The following is a 16,621-nucleotide window of genomic DNA, read 5'->3' as shown; positions in this document are numbered from 1 at the left end:
TAAAAGAATTATTGATTCCGCAACATCTTCAAATACATTTTTTGAGTATAGTGTAGTTTTCATTTATGCAAACAAAATCAATTTTTATAACCGGTATTGGTACCGGGGTTGGTAAATCGGTAGTAAGTGCTATTGTAACAGAAGCATTACAGGCAGATTATTGGAAACCCATACAGGCAGGCCTTGACGATGGTACCGATGCAGCTACCATTCAACAATTAATTTCAAATACAGCTACTCAAATTCATAAAGAGGCCTATGTATTAAAAATGCCGGCTTCACCTCATATTGCTGCAGCTGCCGAAAATAAAATTCTGGAAATAAATAACATCCAAAATGCCATGCCCAAAACCAATAATCCATACCTGATTATTGAAGGAGCCGGCGGATTAATGGTTCCCATTAATCACCATCAATTTATGGCAGATGTTATAAAAGCACTTAAGGAACCGGTAATTTTAGTAAGTAGAAATTATTTAGGCAGTATTAATCACTCCTTATTAACGGCACTGGTGTGTAAACAATATAACCTGCCTGTTGTAGGCTGGGTTTTTAACGATCATTATTTGCAATATGAACAGGAAATTGTAAACTGGTCAGGTTTTCCTTATATTGGCAGTATCCCATTTACAGAAAAACCCAACCGGCAGTTTGTATTGGAGCAGGCAACAAAAATTAAAGAGCGATTGATTGAATTATTATGACCAAGTTAGAACTAAGAAATTTGTATTTACAAAAACGAAAATCAATTCCTGAAAAAGAGAAATTGATTGGAGAAGATTTAATGTTGCTGCAATTACAACAACTAAATTTTAACCACATACATTATGTATTGAGTTATTGGCCATTAGCAACCACCAATGAGCCCAATACACATTTATTTACGGGATATCTGAAACATTTTTATCCCAATATACGCATTGCCTATCCGGTTACCAATACAACCAACCACACCATGCAGGCAATATTAACAAATGAACATACCCAATTTGCCACAAACAAGTGGGGTATTTATGAACCAACGGAAGGGGATTTGTTAGTACCGGAAAGGATTGATTTAGTTTTTGTTCCACTAATTATCTGCGATAGGGCGGGTTACAGAGTAGGTTACGGCAAAGGATTTTACGACAGATTTTTAACAGATTGCCGCAAAAATGTTGTTACAATTGGCTTTTCTTATTTTGATCCCATAACTAAAATAAGCGATACCCAATCTTTTGATGTACCTTTAAATTATTGTATTACTCCCCAGAACAGATATGAATTTTAATGCTTTCTTTCTAAAATCATTCAGGGTATTGCTTTTACCCTTTGCTATTGTGTATGGTGCAGTTGTTTTTATCAGAAACAGAATGTATGATAAAGGAATTTTTCAGGAAACAACATTTAATTTTCCGATCATTTGTATTGGCAATATTGCAGTAGGTGGTACCGGTAAATCGCCAATGGTTGAATATTTGCTTACATTTTTGCAACCCCGCTTTAAAATAGCTACGCTAAGTCGCGGCTACAAACGTAAAACCAAGGGTTATGCTTTAGCCAATGAAAACACAACTGCATTAGAAATTGGAGATGAGCCGATGCAGTTTCATTTAAAATTTCCAAACGTGCCTGTAGCAGTAGGCGAGGAGCGTTTGATAGCTATTCCACAATTACTGCATGATGTACCCGATTTGCAAGCCATCATTCTGGATGATGCTTTTCAACACAGAGCTGTGAAAGCAGGTATAAACATTGTATTAACTGAATATAATAATCTGTACATATACGACTTTTTTTTACCTACCGGCGATTTGCGAGATGAATGGGGTTCGGTTAAACGTGCGGATATTATTATTGTAACAAAATGTCCTTCTGATTTGTCGGTTGAAAAAAAACAAAAATTATTACGTAACCTGCATCCATTACCCAAACAACAGGTATACTTTACTGCTATTGAATATGGAATTCCTTATCATATTTCACAGCACACAAAAAGGTCTATAACAGATAAAGATGAAATATTGTTGGTTTGTGGAATTGCCAATCCAAAACCGTTAAAAGACTATTTGGTGCAACGAGCCGCCACCTATTATCAAAAAAACTATACCGATCATCATATTTTTACCATCGATGATCTAAGGGAAATTATCGAAAAATTCAAATCAATTGATGTTCCTCAAAAAATGATTCTAACAACAGAGAAAGATGCAGTACGCCTCACTAAATTCAAACAAGAATTAGTAGATTTACCATTATATGTACTTCCCATCCGTCATCAATTTTTGTTTCATGAAGCCGCATTATTCGAATCTGCCATTGTGAATTACATTATAAATTTTAGCAACAACAAAAAAAATGAGTAAACAAAAAAATAAGAAACATAGTACCACAAAACATACCCATAAAGCATTATTAGAAACAGGCGTTTTAGAAATAACCAGAAGCGGTATTGGTTATGTGGTAATTGCAAACGGAACCGGTGATATATTAGTACGGCAAGGAAATTTTAACACAGCGCTTCATGGAGATACTGTAACAGTAAAAGTGATTAAAGAAAGTAGTACTACGAAAAAAAAAGAAGGAAGAATTGTGGATGTTTTAGAAAGAAGGCAAACAGAATTTGTAGGTCACCTGCAATTATCAACTAATTTTGCTTTTTTTATCCCGGATACAGAAAGGCCAATGCCCGATATTTTTATACCATTAGATAAGCTAAACGGAGCAAAACATAAAGAAAAAGTAATTGCCCGATTAGTAAAATGGGATAAAGACGATAGAAAGCCGGTTGGTGAAATTGTCAGTATTCTATCATCGGAAGATGAAAACGATGCTGCCATGAAAGATATTCTGGCACAGTCGGGCTTCCCTCTTTCATTTGATAAAACTGTATTGCAAGAAGCAGCCAGTCTTCCGGTAGTATTAGATAAAAAAGAAATTGAAAGTAGACGAGATTGTAGAGATATTTTAACCTTCACCATCGATCCCGTTGATGCAAAAGATTTTGATGATGCCATATCTATCAAAAAAATAAAAAATAATCTTTATGAAATTGGTATACACATTGCCGATGTAAGTTATTATGTAGTGCCTGAAAGTATTTTAGATGAAGAGGCTTATAAAAGAGCTACCTCCGTTTATCTGCCCGATAGAGTAAACCCAATGTTACCCGAAAAAATTTCGAATGAATTGTGTTCACTCCGTCCGCATGAAGATAAATTTACTTTTTCTGCAATTTTTGAAATTACTGCTGCAGGTGAAGTAAAAAACCATTGGATTGGCAGAACAGTTATCCATTCTAACCATCGCTTTACTTATGAAGATGTTCAAAGTATTATTGAAAATGAAGAGGGATTGTATGCAGAACAAATTTTATTACTAAATACCATAGCTCAAAAATGGCGAAAACAAAGGTTTCAAAAAGGCGCCATTAATTTTTCATCACAAGAAGTGCGTTTTATTTTAGACGAAAAAGGGAAACCCATCGGTATTACAGTTAAAGAAAGTAAAGAAGCCCATCAGTTGGTAGAAGAATGTATGTTATTGGCGAATAAAACAGTAGCTGAATTTGTTGCCCACACAAAAGTAAAAGATGATAAAGAAATTCCGTTTCCTTATCGCGTACACGACAAACCTAATGAAGATAAATTAACACCTTTTATCGCCTTTGCAAGAAAATATGGTCACCAATTCAATACTTCAACTCCCGAAAAAATAGCACAGAGTTTTAACGATATGCTAAAGGCAGTGCAAGGCTTACCTGAACAACATGTATTAGAGCAACTGGGTATTAGAACGATGTCGAAAGCTATTTACACCGAAAACAATATTGGCCATTACGGATTAGGCTTTACGTATTATTGCCATTTCACTTCTCCCATACGCCGTTATCCCGATGTGTTGGTACATAGAGTAGTAGCATCCATACTAAGAAAAAAACCATTACTGGATAAAAAAATGGAAGAAAAATGCAAACATTGCAGTGAAAGAGAACGAGCTGCAATGGATTGCGAAAGAGCCGGCAATAAATACAAACAGGTTGAATTTATGAAAGAACGATTGGGTGAAACTTTTGAGGGGATAGTGAGTGGTGTAGCCGGTTTTGGTTTCTGGGTAGAAACAGTTGAACACAAATGCGAAGGTTTGGTAACCATAGTAAGTTTGAATGATTATGATGAATTTAGACTGGTTGAAGCAGATTATGCTTTAGTGGGTAGAAGAAGTGGCCGGCAATTTAGAATGGGGGATAAAGTAACAATTAAAGTAGTAGCTGCTAATTTAGAAAAAAGACAATTAGATTATGAGTGGGTACCAGGTAGTGAGGTAAAAGCAGGCAAGGGTTTGGGAAGAAAAGTAGTAAAAGCCAAAAAAAGGAAATAGAAATATATTGTATCATCCTCAAAAACAACCAACATGCTTAACAAAAAAACAATACTGTCGGCGCTGGCTTTGTGTACCGCCTTCAGTTTATTTGCCCAAACCGATCCCAAAGAAACCGAACAATGGTCGCCTGTGCCGCCCATTGTTACGCCAGGTATGTCTGCATTTACCAACCCACCTTCAGATGCCATTATTTTATTTGATGGCAAAAATTTAAATGCATGGGAAAATGCCAATAACCCATCACAACCGGCTGATTGGATGGTATCGAAAGGCATACTTACTGTAAACAAAAAAGCAGGCAATATTCAAACCAAAGAAACTTTTACTGATTATCAGTTGCATATTGAATGGCGAATACCTGCCGATATTGAGGGGGAAGGACAGGCCAGAGGAAATAGCGGTTTATTTCTGGTTTCAACCGGACCGGGTGATGCAGGTTATGAATTACAAATTTTAGATAACTATAAAAATACTACTTATGTAAACGGACAAGCAGGTAGTATTTATAAACAATTTCCTCCGTTGGTAAATGCTTGTCGCAAACCTGGAGAATGGCAGTCGTATGATGTAGTTTGGACCGCACCACGTTTTAATGAAGATGGTTCGCTTGCATCTCCTGCACGAGTAACGGTTTTTCAAAACGGAGTGTTAATACAAAACAATACTGTTTTAAAAGGTCAAACTTTATACATTGGTAAACCTTTTTATAAAGCACATGGACCTGCCCCCATTAAATTGCAGGCACATGGTGATAAAAGTAAACCCATTAGTTTTAAAAATATATGGATTCGTAAGCTGAATTAGCTAATTTTAATTTGAAAAAATAGTTAAATAATGCCCATTTTTTTCATTAAAAATGTGGCATTTTTGTTTTGTGCAATGCCCTTACGCAATACATAATCAAAACTTAAATGGTTGTTTTCTATGGTGCTTTCAAAACAATAATTGGTAATGTTGTTTGGATACATTTCCTCCAATGAACTCAATTTTAAATCGTGTGTAGCAAATAAAACAATACAAGGTTGCTGTATTAACTGCAAAATAAATTGTACTGAACCTTCATATTTATCACATGAGTTGGTGCCTCTTAATATTTCATCAATTAAAATTAATGCAGAATGACGGGTTGATAATTGTGTTTTAATATCAGCCAATTTTTGAAGCTCAGCCATAAAATAGGAAGTATTTTCCTGCAATGAGTCTGAAATTCTGATACAGGTAAACAAATACATGGGCGTAAATGAAAATTGCGTAGCACAAATCGGCGCGCCTATTTCGGCCAACAAGATATTAATACCTACAGTTCTTAAAAAAGTACTTTTACCACTCATGTTAGAGCCGGTTATTAATAACACACCCGATTGTTGCAATTGAAATGAGTTTTTAACCAATTGCTTCCCGGATATCATGGGATGGCCTAAATTAGCTGCTTTAATGATAAATCCTTCTGTTTCAATTTCAGGATACACAAATGCGGGATGGTTATAAGCAAACAATGCCATACTATTCAGGTATTCAATCTCGCCTATGGCTTCCAACCATGCGTTGATTTTGTTTTTATTATTGTGGTGCCAGTTATCTAATAAAACAGTACAATGTACATCATACATCAATAAGCTATTTAAAAGGGTAGTGGCCAATAAATTGAATCGTTGATGAATCAGATTGGCAATGAATGAAAGTCTGACTATACTTTTACAGCCTTCATTTGCTTTTTCTTTTAGTTGTTGTAAAACAACTGCATCATTTACAGATACATTTTTAAATACATCTAAAAGCTTACTATAAGTATTCAGCACTTCCTGTTGCTTACCTAAAGTAGCAAATGCTTTACCGTTGTATTTTCCAGCAATTCCTACATGTAACCAATTCAATACAATACAAATGGAAAGCCATGCATAATTGCCGGTATCTAAAGTATAGATGAATGCCACAATAGAAAGGGCAGGAAGTATATACCTGATGCTATTCCAATAGGTACGGCCGGTTAATGAAGTAAAATTAGTTATCCATTGCTGAATGCCGTTGGTATGAACTGTTTCATCATTTTTGTACAGCATGGCTGTAGCAATCCAAGTTTCTATAATGCTGTATTGAGTGCTGTAAGTTTTTATGGCAGATTGATACAATAATATTTTTTCTTTTTGCAGCATTGGATTGCTCAATTGATGAAATAATACCTGTTTACCCAAGTAAGTAGTGGTTCTGTTCAACAAATGAAACAATGATTTTTTTCCGAAAATATCCAGATCGGCATAATAAGCTGTATTCATAAAAAATTCGTTCCCATCATCAAATGCATTGTCTTTTTCGTCCAATACATTCCATTCATTTTGTGCCAGCCATAATTTATTCTGGCAAATCTGTTTTTTGTTTTTAAAATTAAAATGAATGGAAATCAATGCCAGAAAACCGGCTAAACCAAGAAAAGACAATAATAGAATTACCTGATTGTTATTTGTAAAATATTGGTATAACAAATACAGCCATGCTACAAAAAATATAGCACGGAAAAATGCAACTGCATTTATTTTATTTTTTAACCGATGTACAGCTAAAGTATAATCCTGAATTTTATTTTGATAGAATACCTGTAACTGATGAATTGAATCACTCATAAATTTTAAATAGCATGCGTTGATGTAGTAAAACAAACTCCTTCCTGTTCTAATAAAGGCAAAACCGTGTTGTAAATGGCAGGATGTGTGGGTATATGCAGCCCTCTTACATTGAGCTGATTGTTTAACAGAAGTGTTGCTGCAATACCCAGTGGTAAACCTACTGTTTTAGCCATGGCAGTTTGCATGGCATTTTCACCTGTTATTTTTAATTCAGCAATATGATAAAATTTTTGGTCTTCAATTGTATACTCAATTTCATGAATCATCATCACCAAATCTTTATCGTTGGGTTGCAATGCCCATTTTTTTTCCAGAATAAATTGTAACACATCAGCAGCACTGCAAGTACCTTTGTTAATTTGAGTAGCAACATCATACCAGCCAATTTGTTGCAACTGACTTTGCATCAGTGGTGTTGTTGGGAGTTGATGGTACAGATCTTCCAAACCAATTTTTTCAAAATGCAGCTGATAAAATTCAGCAATACACATACCATCTGTTGCATATTGTAACTTTTCATCTGTTAATTGCCAATCAACCATCCATTGCCAGCCTTTACAAAAATCAGTATATCGAATGGTGGTGCGTTTAAAGGTTGCAGCATGTGATAACGCATATTTATTCATGTAATGCAAAGAATCTCTGTTTGAGTAATATACCAACCCGGGTATGGATGCATTTTTCAGTGGAGTACAATTGGCAAAAATTTGCTGATAAGGTATATGCACAATGGCATTATTTTCTTTAAATACTGCTCCGGCTTTTCCGGCCATCACTACATTTCGAGGGTTCCAACTAATTTTATAATGCCAGGCATTATCATCACTTTCCGGTGCCACCAAACCGCCACAATGCGATTGAAAGGAAGTAATTTTTCCGCCCTTTTTCTGAATGGAGGCGATCATTTGCATGGCACTCATATGATCAATGCCCGGATCTAAACCCATTTCACACAAAAAAAGCAATTGCTTTTCCTGAATGGCTGTAGCCATTTGCTGCAAATTTTCATCAACATAGCTGGCAGTCAGTAAATGCTTGTTGTGTTCTATACAATCTTTTGCCACAATATAATGTAAAGCCGGAGGAAGCATCGAAATTACAACGTTAGCCTGTTGTATCAGTGCAATACGCTGCGCTGCATTTTCAATAGCAACACCCACAGCTTTCACCAATGCATGCTGCCCAGCTTTTTCTGCTGCAATTGCAGCATTTGCATCTGCAACTGTAACCGACCAATTATATTGTGTGGCTGTTTTTTTTAAATATTCAATCAGTACGGTAGCCGATTTACCCGCACCAAGCAATAAAATATTTTTCATATGTATATGATTTGCTCCAATCCAATTTTATAATTTTATATTTACATCCGGGGTTGCAGCTATTCAAAACAAGCAACTGAAAACTTTCCTGTGTTTATAAAAAGTGAGTATTTAAATGGTTCGAAAGCGTTAGTACTTCCGCCATATTTAAATACCAAAACCTGTCTTTTTTTCAAAGATATGGCCATAAAATGGTTATTAAAAAGTGATACCTGAAATTGCCGGATAGAACCAACAATTTAATGTATATATCCTGTGGAAAAATCTATGAAAAAAGGGCTTTTAATGCCTGATTTTAGCAGCAAAAAAGCTATCTTCGCCATCCTGTTAAACTTGCACTTTGGGTTTACAGGGTTATTCATCTCATTAGTACTACAAAAGATACATGGAAGAAAATTTATTGCCCGAGAAAACAAACGATAACGACCGTATTATTCAGGTAAATATCGAGGAACAAATGAAAACCGCCTACATCGACTACTCAATGTCGGTGATTGTAGGCAGAGCCTTGCCGGATGTAAGGGATGGCTTTAAACCTGTACACAGAAGAGTGTTGTTTGCAATGCATGAATTAGGTAACAGCAGTAACAAACCTTATAAAAAATCGGCCCGTATTGTGGGTGAAGTAATGGGTAAATACCATCCACATGGTGATGCCTCCATTTATGATACATTGGTGCGGATGGCACAGGACTGGACGATGCGCAATGTAATGGTGGACAGTCAGGGAAACTTCGGTAATCAGGATGGAGATCCTCCTGCTGCGATGCGTTATACGGAGGTGCGTTTACATCGCTTTGCAGAAGCCATGCTGGAAGATATTGAAAAAGAAACTGTTGATTTCCAACTCAATTTTGATGATTCGCTTCAGGAACCTACTGTTTTACCTACTCGTATACCGCAATTACTTGTAAATGGCAGCAGTGGCATTGCCGTTGGTATGGCTACCAATATGATGCCGCATAACCTGAGTGAAGTAGTGGATGGTTGCGTAGCATACATTCAAAACCGATACATTACAATTGATGAATTAATGCAATATATTAAAGCACCCGATTTCCCGACAGGTGGTGTTATTTATGGCATGGAAGGCGTAAAGCAGGCATTTTTAACAGGCAGAGGCAGGGTAGTTGTTCGCGGGAAATGCCATATTGATACTAAACCCAGTGGCAGAGAGCAAATTGTGATAACCGAAGCACCTTATCAGGTAGGATTGGATGCGCTTACAGATAAAATTGGTCAATTGGTGAACGATAAAACCATTGATGGAATTGCACACGTCAACAATGAAAGCAACAGCAGGGAAGGAACCAGAATTGTATTGGATTTAAAACGCGATGCAGTTGCCAATGTCATCATCAATCAACTGTATAAATATACCGAACTACAAACCAGTTATGGTATTAATAATGTAGCTATTAGTCATGGTCGGCCTAAAATCATGAATTTAAAAGACCTTATTAGCGAATTTATTCAATTCAGGATGGAGGTGGTAACCCGCAGGGCTAAATTCGATTTAAGGAAAGCAGAAGAAAGAGCACATATTTTAGAAGGGTATCTGAAAGCATTGGATCATTTAGATGAGGTAATAGCACTGATTAGAGCCAGCCAAACCCCTGATGAGGCCAAGGCTGCTTTAATGCAAAAAAGCACCGAAGAAAAATGGTATCTGGCACAAGAATTATTTACAGATGTTTCATTAGAATTATACCAACAGGCAATTGGATTATCAGAATTACAGGCCAAAGCAATTTTAGAATTACGTTTACAACGCCTTACCGGCATGGAACGCAATAAAATTATTGAAGAATTCAATGGCCTGATAAATACTATCCGGCATTTAAAAGAACTGTTGGCCGATGAAGGTCTTCGATATGATTTGATTTCGAAAGAACTGATTGAAATTAAAGAAAAATTTGGTGATAAAAGACGCTCCGAAATTCAGTATTTGGCTGAAGAGATGAACATGCTCGACTTTATTAAGGAAGAAGATGTTGTAATTACCATCTCACATTTAGGCTACATTAAACGTACTACAGCAACAGAGTACCGTCAGCAAAAAAGAGGTGGAAGAGGAGCCATTGGTACTAAAACACGAGAGGAAGATTTTGTAGAACATCTTTTCGTGGCATCTACGCATGATACCATGCTCATATTCACCGAAAAAGGCCGTTGTTTTTGGTTGAAGGTTTACGAAATACCCGAAGGTGAAAAGCAAAGCAAAGGAAGAGCTATTCAAAATTTAATTCAAATTCCGCAGGATGATAAGGTAAAAGCCATTCTGAATGTGAATAATTTGGATGACAAAGCCTCGCTTCAGGATAAATTTATAGTGCTTTGTACCAAAAGAGGCATTATCAAAAAAACACATCTGGAAGATTTTAGTCGCCCCCGTGCTACCGGCGTAAATGCCATTACCATTAATGAGGGGGATGAATTATTAGAAGCCAAGATGACCAATGGCAATCATGAAATCATGTTAGCGGTAAAATCGGGCAGGGCAATACGTTTTCCGGAAATAAAAGTAAGACCTACCGGACGCGGTGCCATTGGTGTACAGGGTATTGAAGTAGATGATGCCACCGATGAAGTGGTTGGCATGGTATGTGTTGATAAAGCCGATAAAAGCAAAACCATTTTGGTAATTAGTGAAAAAGGGTTTGGTAAAAGAACGCCTTTAATTGATGCAGACGGAGAAGATGTTTATCGCATTACAAATAGAGGAGGAAAAGGGGTAAAAACCATTAATGTTACCGAAAAAACCGGTAAATTAGTCGGTATAAGAGCAGTGGAAGATACAGAGGATTTAATTATCACCTGCAAATCGGGTATTACCTTGCGTACGCCAATTGCCAATATTAAAGAAGCTGGCAGAGCAACACAAGGGGTAATTTTAATCAGATTGGATGCCGATGATGCCATTGCAGCCATATCAACTATTGAAGAACAGGATGCAGAACCAGATCCTTCAACTGAAAATACCGTGCTTTCAAGTGAGGTTAATTCGAATGCAAATAAACCCAATGATGATGCCTCAACCAATAACCTGGAACCAGATATTAACCCGAACGAACCTATTTCAGAAAATTAAAAATAAATTTAAAAATATCAGACACATATTCATAAAATCATTAACGCATAAAAAGTATGTAAAACTGATATATGATTTTATAAAACAATAAACATAAACACATGAAAAAACTTTTATTGGTTGCCTTTTTTGCAGTAGGCTTAACAGCTTTAAAAGCGCAGGATTTTAAAAAAGTGCAAACGGCATTGTTACTGAACCAGGTAGAAAATGCCAAGACAGAAATTGATAAATTAATGCAGGAACCCAAAGCACAAGCCAAAGCAGAAGGCTGGTTCTGGAAAGCCAAAGTGTATGCTGCCTTGTTTAAAGATGATAAAACCAGAGAAAAATATCCCAATACAGAGGTAACTGCTGCAGAAGCTTTTAAAAAATACAAAGAAATGGATCCGGACTATAAAATTTTAAAAGAAAATGGTGGTCAGGATATTCCATTTAACCTCTACGTTACTTCATTTAGCCAGGGTGTAAAAGAATTCAATTCCAAAAAATGGGATTCGGCCGCTTTTTATTTTGGTTATGCAGTTGATTACAGTGATGTAATTTTTGAAAACAAATGGAGTACCGCCAAAATGAATTTTGACACTACTTCCATTTTATATGCTGCTTATGCCAATCAGAATGACAAAAAATTAGATAAAGCGTATCAATACTATGGCAGACTTGCAGACAGCTCTGTTCATGGAAAAGAATATGAGGATATTTATAAATTTTTATTGGTAAGCGCCAGCAACAATAAAAACAAAGCCGATTTTGATAAATGGCTGGGCATGGCCAAAAAATTCTATCCAAATGGGGAATGGGATGATTATGAAGCCGATTATTTGAATAAAAATTATACCCTTCAGGAAAAAGCTGATTTATTTGATAAGGAAGATGCTGCCGGGACATTAACCGCTGCAAAATACCTTCAGTTTGGTGAGATGTTTGCCAATATACCCAAAGATGAGAAAGATAAATTAGACAGTACACAGGAAGTTTATTACAAAAACAAGGCAAGATTGGCTTTTGAACGTGCTTATACAAAAGATACTGCCAATGGTATTGCCGCTTACAATGCCGGTGTGTTGTATAATTTAGAGTTTAATGCATTAGATGATAAAATGAGAGACAATATTCGTTCACTCCAAAAATTAAATGCCGCAAAAGCCGATATTAAAGATCCAAAGAAAAAAGCAGCGTATGATGCACAAATTAAACCACAGGTAGATGCCATTAAAAAAGCCAATGCAGAATTAGATAAACCTGCTGCATCAGCTGCCGATAGCACTATTACATGGTTAGAAAACGCTTATAGGGCTTTAAAAGCTGTTCCTGATAAATCATCAGCAGAAAAAAATTGTTACAATAAGTCGTTAGATATTTTATACAATATGTATACTTACAAGCGTGATAAATCGAAGGCTGACCAAAAATTATTTGATGCCTACGATGCAAAAGTTAAATTCTATGATCAGTTAATTTCTGCAAACGGAAATTAATTAATATTTCAATTTCTCACTAAAAAAACTCATAAACATTTGTTTGTGGGTTTTTTTATGACTATGACTTATCAAAGTAACTTGATTTTTTGTTAGATATCCACCGCATTAAATAAGGTGATGGCCTTCCAATTTGTAATGCTATATTAATTTCTTAATTGTTTTATCCTGTTTAACATAATATAAATTATAGGATAAAATATAGCTGCACGAAATCCAATGCTCATTTTGTCAGCTATAATGTATATTATGTCTCCGCTTCGCTGCGGGCTGCGCCTAAATAAAAAGTGTTGTTGTTGTGGATAATATGTTTTGCTTTTTCAATTTGTTTTTCCATTTCATACTTATCCTTGCGGTATCGAATCGAAGAGTAGCTGCAAATCAGGTATCCATTATCTGTTTTTATTCTAATATTTTTACCATCTTCCCGAGTGATGCTTTTGTCAATTTGTTTCATCAGTTCATTTGACAAATTACCCAATCTCGCACCTACAATGTAATTGATTTCATTTTCCTTTAAAGCCTGAATATTTTCAGTGCTAATCATTGCTGCATCGGCAACTACCGTACCGGAATAATAGTATGTCCCTCGAAAGTGTTGCCTGCAAATACTTCATCAGCTATCGGAAAGCCTTCCTTTGTAACCATCAGGACAACTAAAATCTGTGGTTGCTGGGATTTGTTGTTTTTGGAAAACCCATCTTTGCATAACTCATCTTCGTCAAAGGTTTCAAAGTACAAAGTCGTTACATCTGTTGTGACATTTATTCAATAAGATCTTTGGCAATAAACAGCAAATCGGATTGCTCCTGCTCGTTATATGCAGTTCCAATATGCCTTACAATTACTCTCTTCCTGTTTTCTATCTTATAAACTTGAATCGAAACTGAGTTTGTAGCGTACTTTATTTGCCTGATTTTGTACATTTTGACCCATTAGGTCAGCAAATTATCAAAAAAATTAAAATAAATATCATATTATCAGTAACTTATAAATTAGCGAAAATATGGGTGGACAAGTCGGGCGCAATGCATGTACAAACTTTGTAACTTAGGTTAATTATTTGATTTAACTCTGGATGCTTCATCAATAGCACCGGCACTTTTACGGGGTGCTACACCGGCCTTTCCCTTGGCAAAGCGATAGGTAAAACTGATATTGAATACACGGTTATCCCATCTATTATATAATTGAACATCAACGTTTTGAAAATGGCTATATCCACTAAAATGTTGAAGATTCAGGAAGTCGCGGCAATTTAAACGTATGGTACCTTTATTTTTTAATACTTGTTTGCTGATGGCAAAATTTAACTGGCTCATTTCATTGGCAACTATGGTACCTTCCTGCGTTTGCGTTCTATAGAAGCCACCCAGTTCCATATTCAATCCTTTTTTTACCTCAAAACTACTGGTAAAGTTGGTATTGTAATTAATGCCTGAAACATGTATGGGTCCCTGATTAACAAAGCCATCATATTGGTTGATATTCAATTGATTATACCAGTTTATTTTCCAAAATTTAGTGATTGGTAAAGCCACATTTACACTTAGTGTATAATTCTGTACTTTAGCAATATTATCATTCTTTACATACGTAGTATGTGTGCTATCAACCTGGTTAAATACCTGCGTGATTAAATCATTAATCACTCCATAACTTAATCCGGTTGTCAATAATCCTTTGTAAATATGATTCAACTCAATATTCTGGCTGATTTGTGGCAGTAAATAAGGGTTACCTACACTGTATGTGTACTTATCTAAGAAATAATAAAACGGATTTAAATCTTGATAATCAGGACGTTGTATACGTCTTCCATAATTTAAAGAGAATTGATTCTTATCATTGGGTTTATAACTTAAAAAGAAAGTTGGAAATAATTGAGTATAATTCCTATCAAATGATACACCGTTAAACAATTGAATACCTTTTGCATGAGTGTTTTCAACCCTCGAACCCAATTGTATACTCCATTTTTTAGACAATTCCTTACTAAATGAAACATAAGCGGCATTAATATTTTCTTCATAAATAAAATGATTGCTTTGTGTACTATCCATCACCCACTGATTGTTTTGCTGATTATAGTAGCTGGAAACATTATCGGTTTTTACATAACTAAGCTTGAACCCGGCCTCCATTTTAATTTTATGCTTTAACATTTGTGTATAATCAGCTTTGGCTGAATATATATTGATATCTGAGGGCAAATTACCTTTCAATAATTGATCTGGCAGCATTTTATTGCCAGTATTATCGTAAAAAGAATTGATGAACATTTGGTCGTTTAGCGTATTATAATGCACATAATCAACATCCATGGTTAATTCCTTGCCGGTACTATCAAAAACATGTCTGCCATTTAAATTAAGGGCCACATTATTCAAATTGCTGTTTATTTGAGAAGCTGCTTTCGTGGTACTTTGTAATATACTATTCGGATCTAAAATATTGGTGGTATTTCCGTTATTTTCTGTTGATGGGTTAATAAAACCATTTACAACGAATCCCAATGTTGTTTTTTTAGAAGCATAATAATCCATGCCCACTTTATAGGAAACATTAGTTTGCCGGCGCTTCATGTTTGTTTGTTGTTTAAAGATGGAAAGAATATCTTCCCCATTATTGGTACGAAAATTTCGGGTAATATTTAACTCCTGATATCCGCCATAATAGTTGTACCCAAAATTTCCGAACAAATTCACCTTATTTCTACGATAATTCAGGTTAATACTGTTGTTGCTTTTGGGGTACACACCCTGGCCATAACCAACTGTTACACTACCATTATAACCCATCGTTTTTGATTTTTTGGTTTTAATATTAATGATACCGGAGTTACCGGCTGCATCATATTTGGCGGGTGGGTTGGTCATTAATTCAATTTGATCAATTGAACTACTTGACATGCTTTTCAATAAGTTAGCTAAATCTGTTGCACTTAAATAAGAAGGTTTTCCATCTATCAAAACCAAAACACCAGGCTTCCCTTTCATGCTGATATTGCCATCTTTATCTACTAATATGCCGGGCGACTTTTCCAACACCTCCATAGCAGTTAATCCGGTATTAGAGGGTGAAGCCTCTACATTGATAACAGTTTTATCTAATTTCTGCTCAATAAATGGCTTTTTTGTGGTTACAGTTACGCCAGTCAATTCCTTTTCTTCAGGTTTTAAACGGATATCAAGGGTTTGTGCAAATGCCAATTTAATTGGATTAGAATAATAAGTTTCATACCCAATGGCCATTACTTTAATGAGGTAGTTTCCTGTTTTGAGTTGCTGAAACATAAACTCGCCTGATTTATCTGAAACCGTCATTTTAATGGTTGCTGAATCTGATGCATTTAATACCATAATATTAGCAGCTTCAATAGCTCTTTTCTGAGCCGATACCTGGCCTTTTATGGTGAAGCTGGCAGTAGTTTGGGAACGTACAGTAGCAACAAAACCTGCTATTATGCTCACTAAGATGAATAAAAATGTATTTTTTTTCATGATGTTTATTTTTTTAGTTCTGGTATATAAATATTACATAACAAAACTAAGTAGCATGTTAAACATAGTACATTGTTTTATATCGGAAGGCATATTTTAAAGGATGAATGGCAGAAAAGTAGGAAGAAAGAAAAAGGACGATAGCATCATCAGTAGTTTAACGAAATACTTCTGCATTCGTTACACCCTTATAAACAAAATCTGTTAAAAAGATGGAGAAAAAAATGCCATCCCAAAAATAAATCGA

10 protein-coding genes and 1 pseudogene are annotated in these 16,621 nt (G+C 35.6%); 7 read left to right on the top strand and 4 right to left on the bottom strand.

The window, feature by feature from the left end; all coding sequences use genetic code 11:
• The first annotated feature begins 65 nt into the window (after positions 1-65).
• Genes bioD through EO766_RS00615 form a run of 5 tightly spaced genes read left to right on the top strand, consistent with a single transcriptional unit; the run spans position 66 to position 5,166 of the window.
• On the top strand, positions 66-704 hold the full coding sequence (gene bioD / locus EO766_RS00635) for a dethiobiotin synthase (protein WP_074419165.1): 639 nt from the start codon (positions 66-68) through the stop codon (positions 702-704).
• On the top strand, positions 701-1,270 hold the full coding sequence (locus EO766_RS00630; RefSeq protein WP_074419164.1) for a 5-formyltetrahydrofolate cyclo-ligase: 570 nt from the start codon (positions 701-703) through the stop codon (positions 1,268-1,270). The genes bioD and EO766_RS00630 overlap by 4 nt, the downstream gene beginning before the upstream one ends.
• On the top strand, positions 1,260-2,345 hold the full coding sequence (lpxK, locus tag EO766_RS00625) for a tetraacyldisaccharide 4'-kinase (protein ID WP_074419163.1): 1,086 nt from the start codon (positions 1,260-1,262) through the stop codon (positions 2,343-2,345). Before EO766_RS00630 ends, lpxK begins: the two co-directional genes overlap by 11 nt.
• The gene (gene rnr, locus EO766_RS00620) at positions 2,338-4,359 is read left to right on the top strand and encodes a ribonuclease R (RefSeq protein ID WP_074419162.1); all 2,022 of its coding nucleotides are present in this window, start codon (positions 2,338-2,340) and stop codon (positions 4,357-4,359) included. Before lpxK ends, rnr begins: the two co-directional genes overlap by 8 nt.
• A 33-nt stretch (positions 4,360-4,392) precedes the next feature.
• Positions 4,393-5,166, top strand: a complete 774-nt coding sequence (locus tag EO766_RS00615) for a 3-keto-disaccharide hydrolase (protein ID WP_074419161.1) — start codon at positions 4,393-4,395, stop codon at positions 5,164-5,166.
• Between the two features lie 23 nt (positions 5,167-5,189).
• Here the strand turns inward: EO766_RS00615 and EO766_RS00610 are convergent, their stop codons facing one another.
• A complete protein-coding gene (locus tag EO766_RS00610; RefSeq protein ID WP_074419160.1) occupies positions 5,190-6,980 on the bottom strand; it encodes a MutS-related protein in 1,791 nt (596 codons plus the stop codon).
• Positions 6,981-6,985: 5 nt separating this feature from the next.
• The gene (locus tag EO766_RS00605; protein WP_074419159.1) at positions 6,986-8,302 is read right to left on the bottom strand and encodes a saccharopine dehydrogenase C-terminal domain-containing protein; all 1,317 of its coding nucleotides are present in this window, start codon (positions 8,300-8,302) and stop codon (positions 6,986-6,988) included.
• A 385-nt stretch (positions 8,303-8,687) separates the two neighbouring features.
• Between EO766_RS00605 and gyrA the strand changes: the two genes are divergently transcribed.
• Both gyrA and EO766_RS00595 read left to right on the top strand, forming a co-directional pair.
• Positions 8,688-11,393 (top strand): DNA gyrase subunit A, encoded by a 2,706-nt coding sequence (gene gyrA / locus EO766_RS00600; protein WP_074420284.1) that lies wholly within the window; start codon positions 8,688-8,690, stop codon positions 11,391-11,393.
• Between the two features lie 101 nt (positions 11,394-11,494).
• On the top strand, positions 11,495-12,871 hold the full coding sequence (locus tag EO766_RS00595; RefSeq protein WP_074419501.1) for a hypothetical protein: 1,377 nt from the start codon (positions 11,495-11,497) through the stop codon (positions 12,869-12,871).
• A gap of 301 nt (positions 12,872-13,172) precedes the next feature.
• Here EO766_RS00595 and EO766_RS18530 read toward each other — a convergent pair.
• Positions 13,173-13,624 (bottom strand): annotated as a pseudogene (locus EO766_RS18530) (IS1634 family transposase); the annotation flags it as partial.
• Between the two features lie 302 nt (positions 13,625-13,926).
• Entirely contained in the window at positions 13,927-16,374 is a 2,448-nt protein-coding gene (locus EO766_RS00585) for an outer membrane beta-barrel family protein (protein WP_074419504.1), read from the bottom strand.
• Positions 16,375-16,621: the final 247 nt, after the last annotated feature.

The sequence above is a fragment of the Hydrotalea sp. AMD genome (assembly GCF_004100315.1).
Lineage (GTDB): Bacteria > Bacteroidota > Bacteroidia > Chitinophagales > Chitinophagaceae > Hydrotalea > Hydrotalea flava.
The sequence above is the reverse complement of the archived record's forward strand: the minus strand, read 5'-3'. Positions and strand labels throughout refer to the sequence as shown.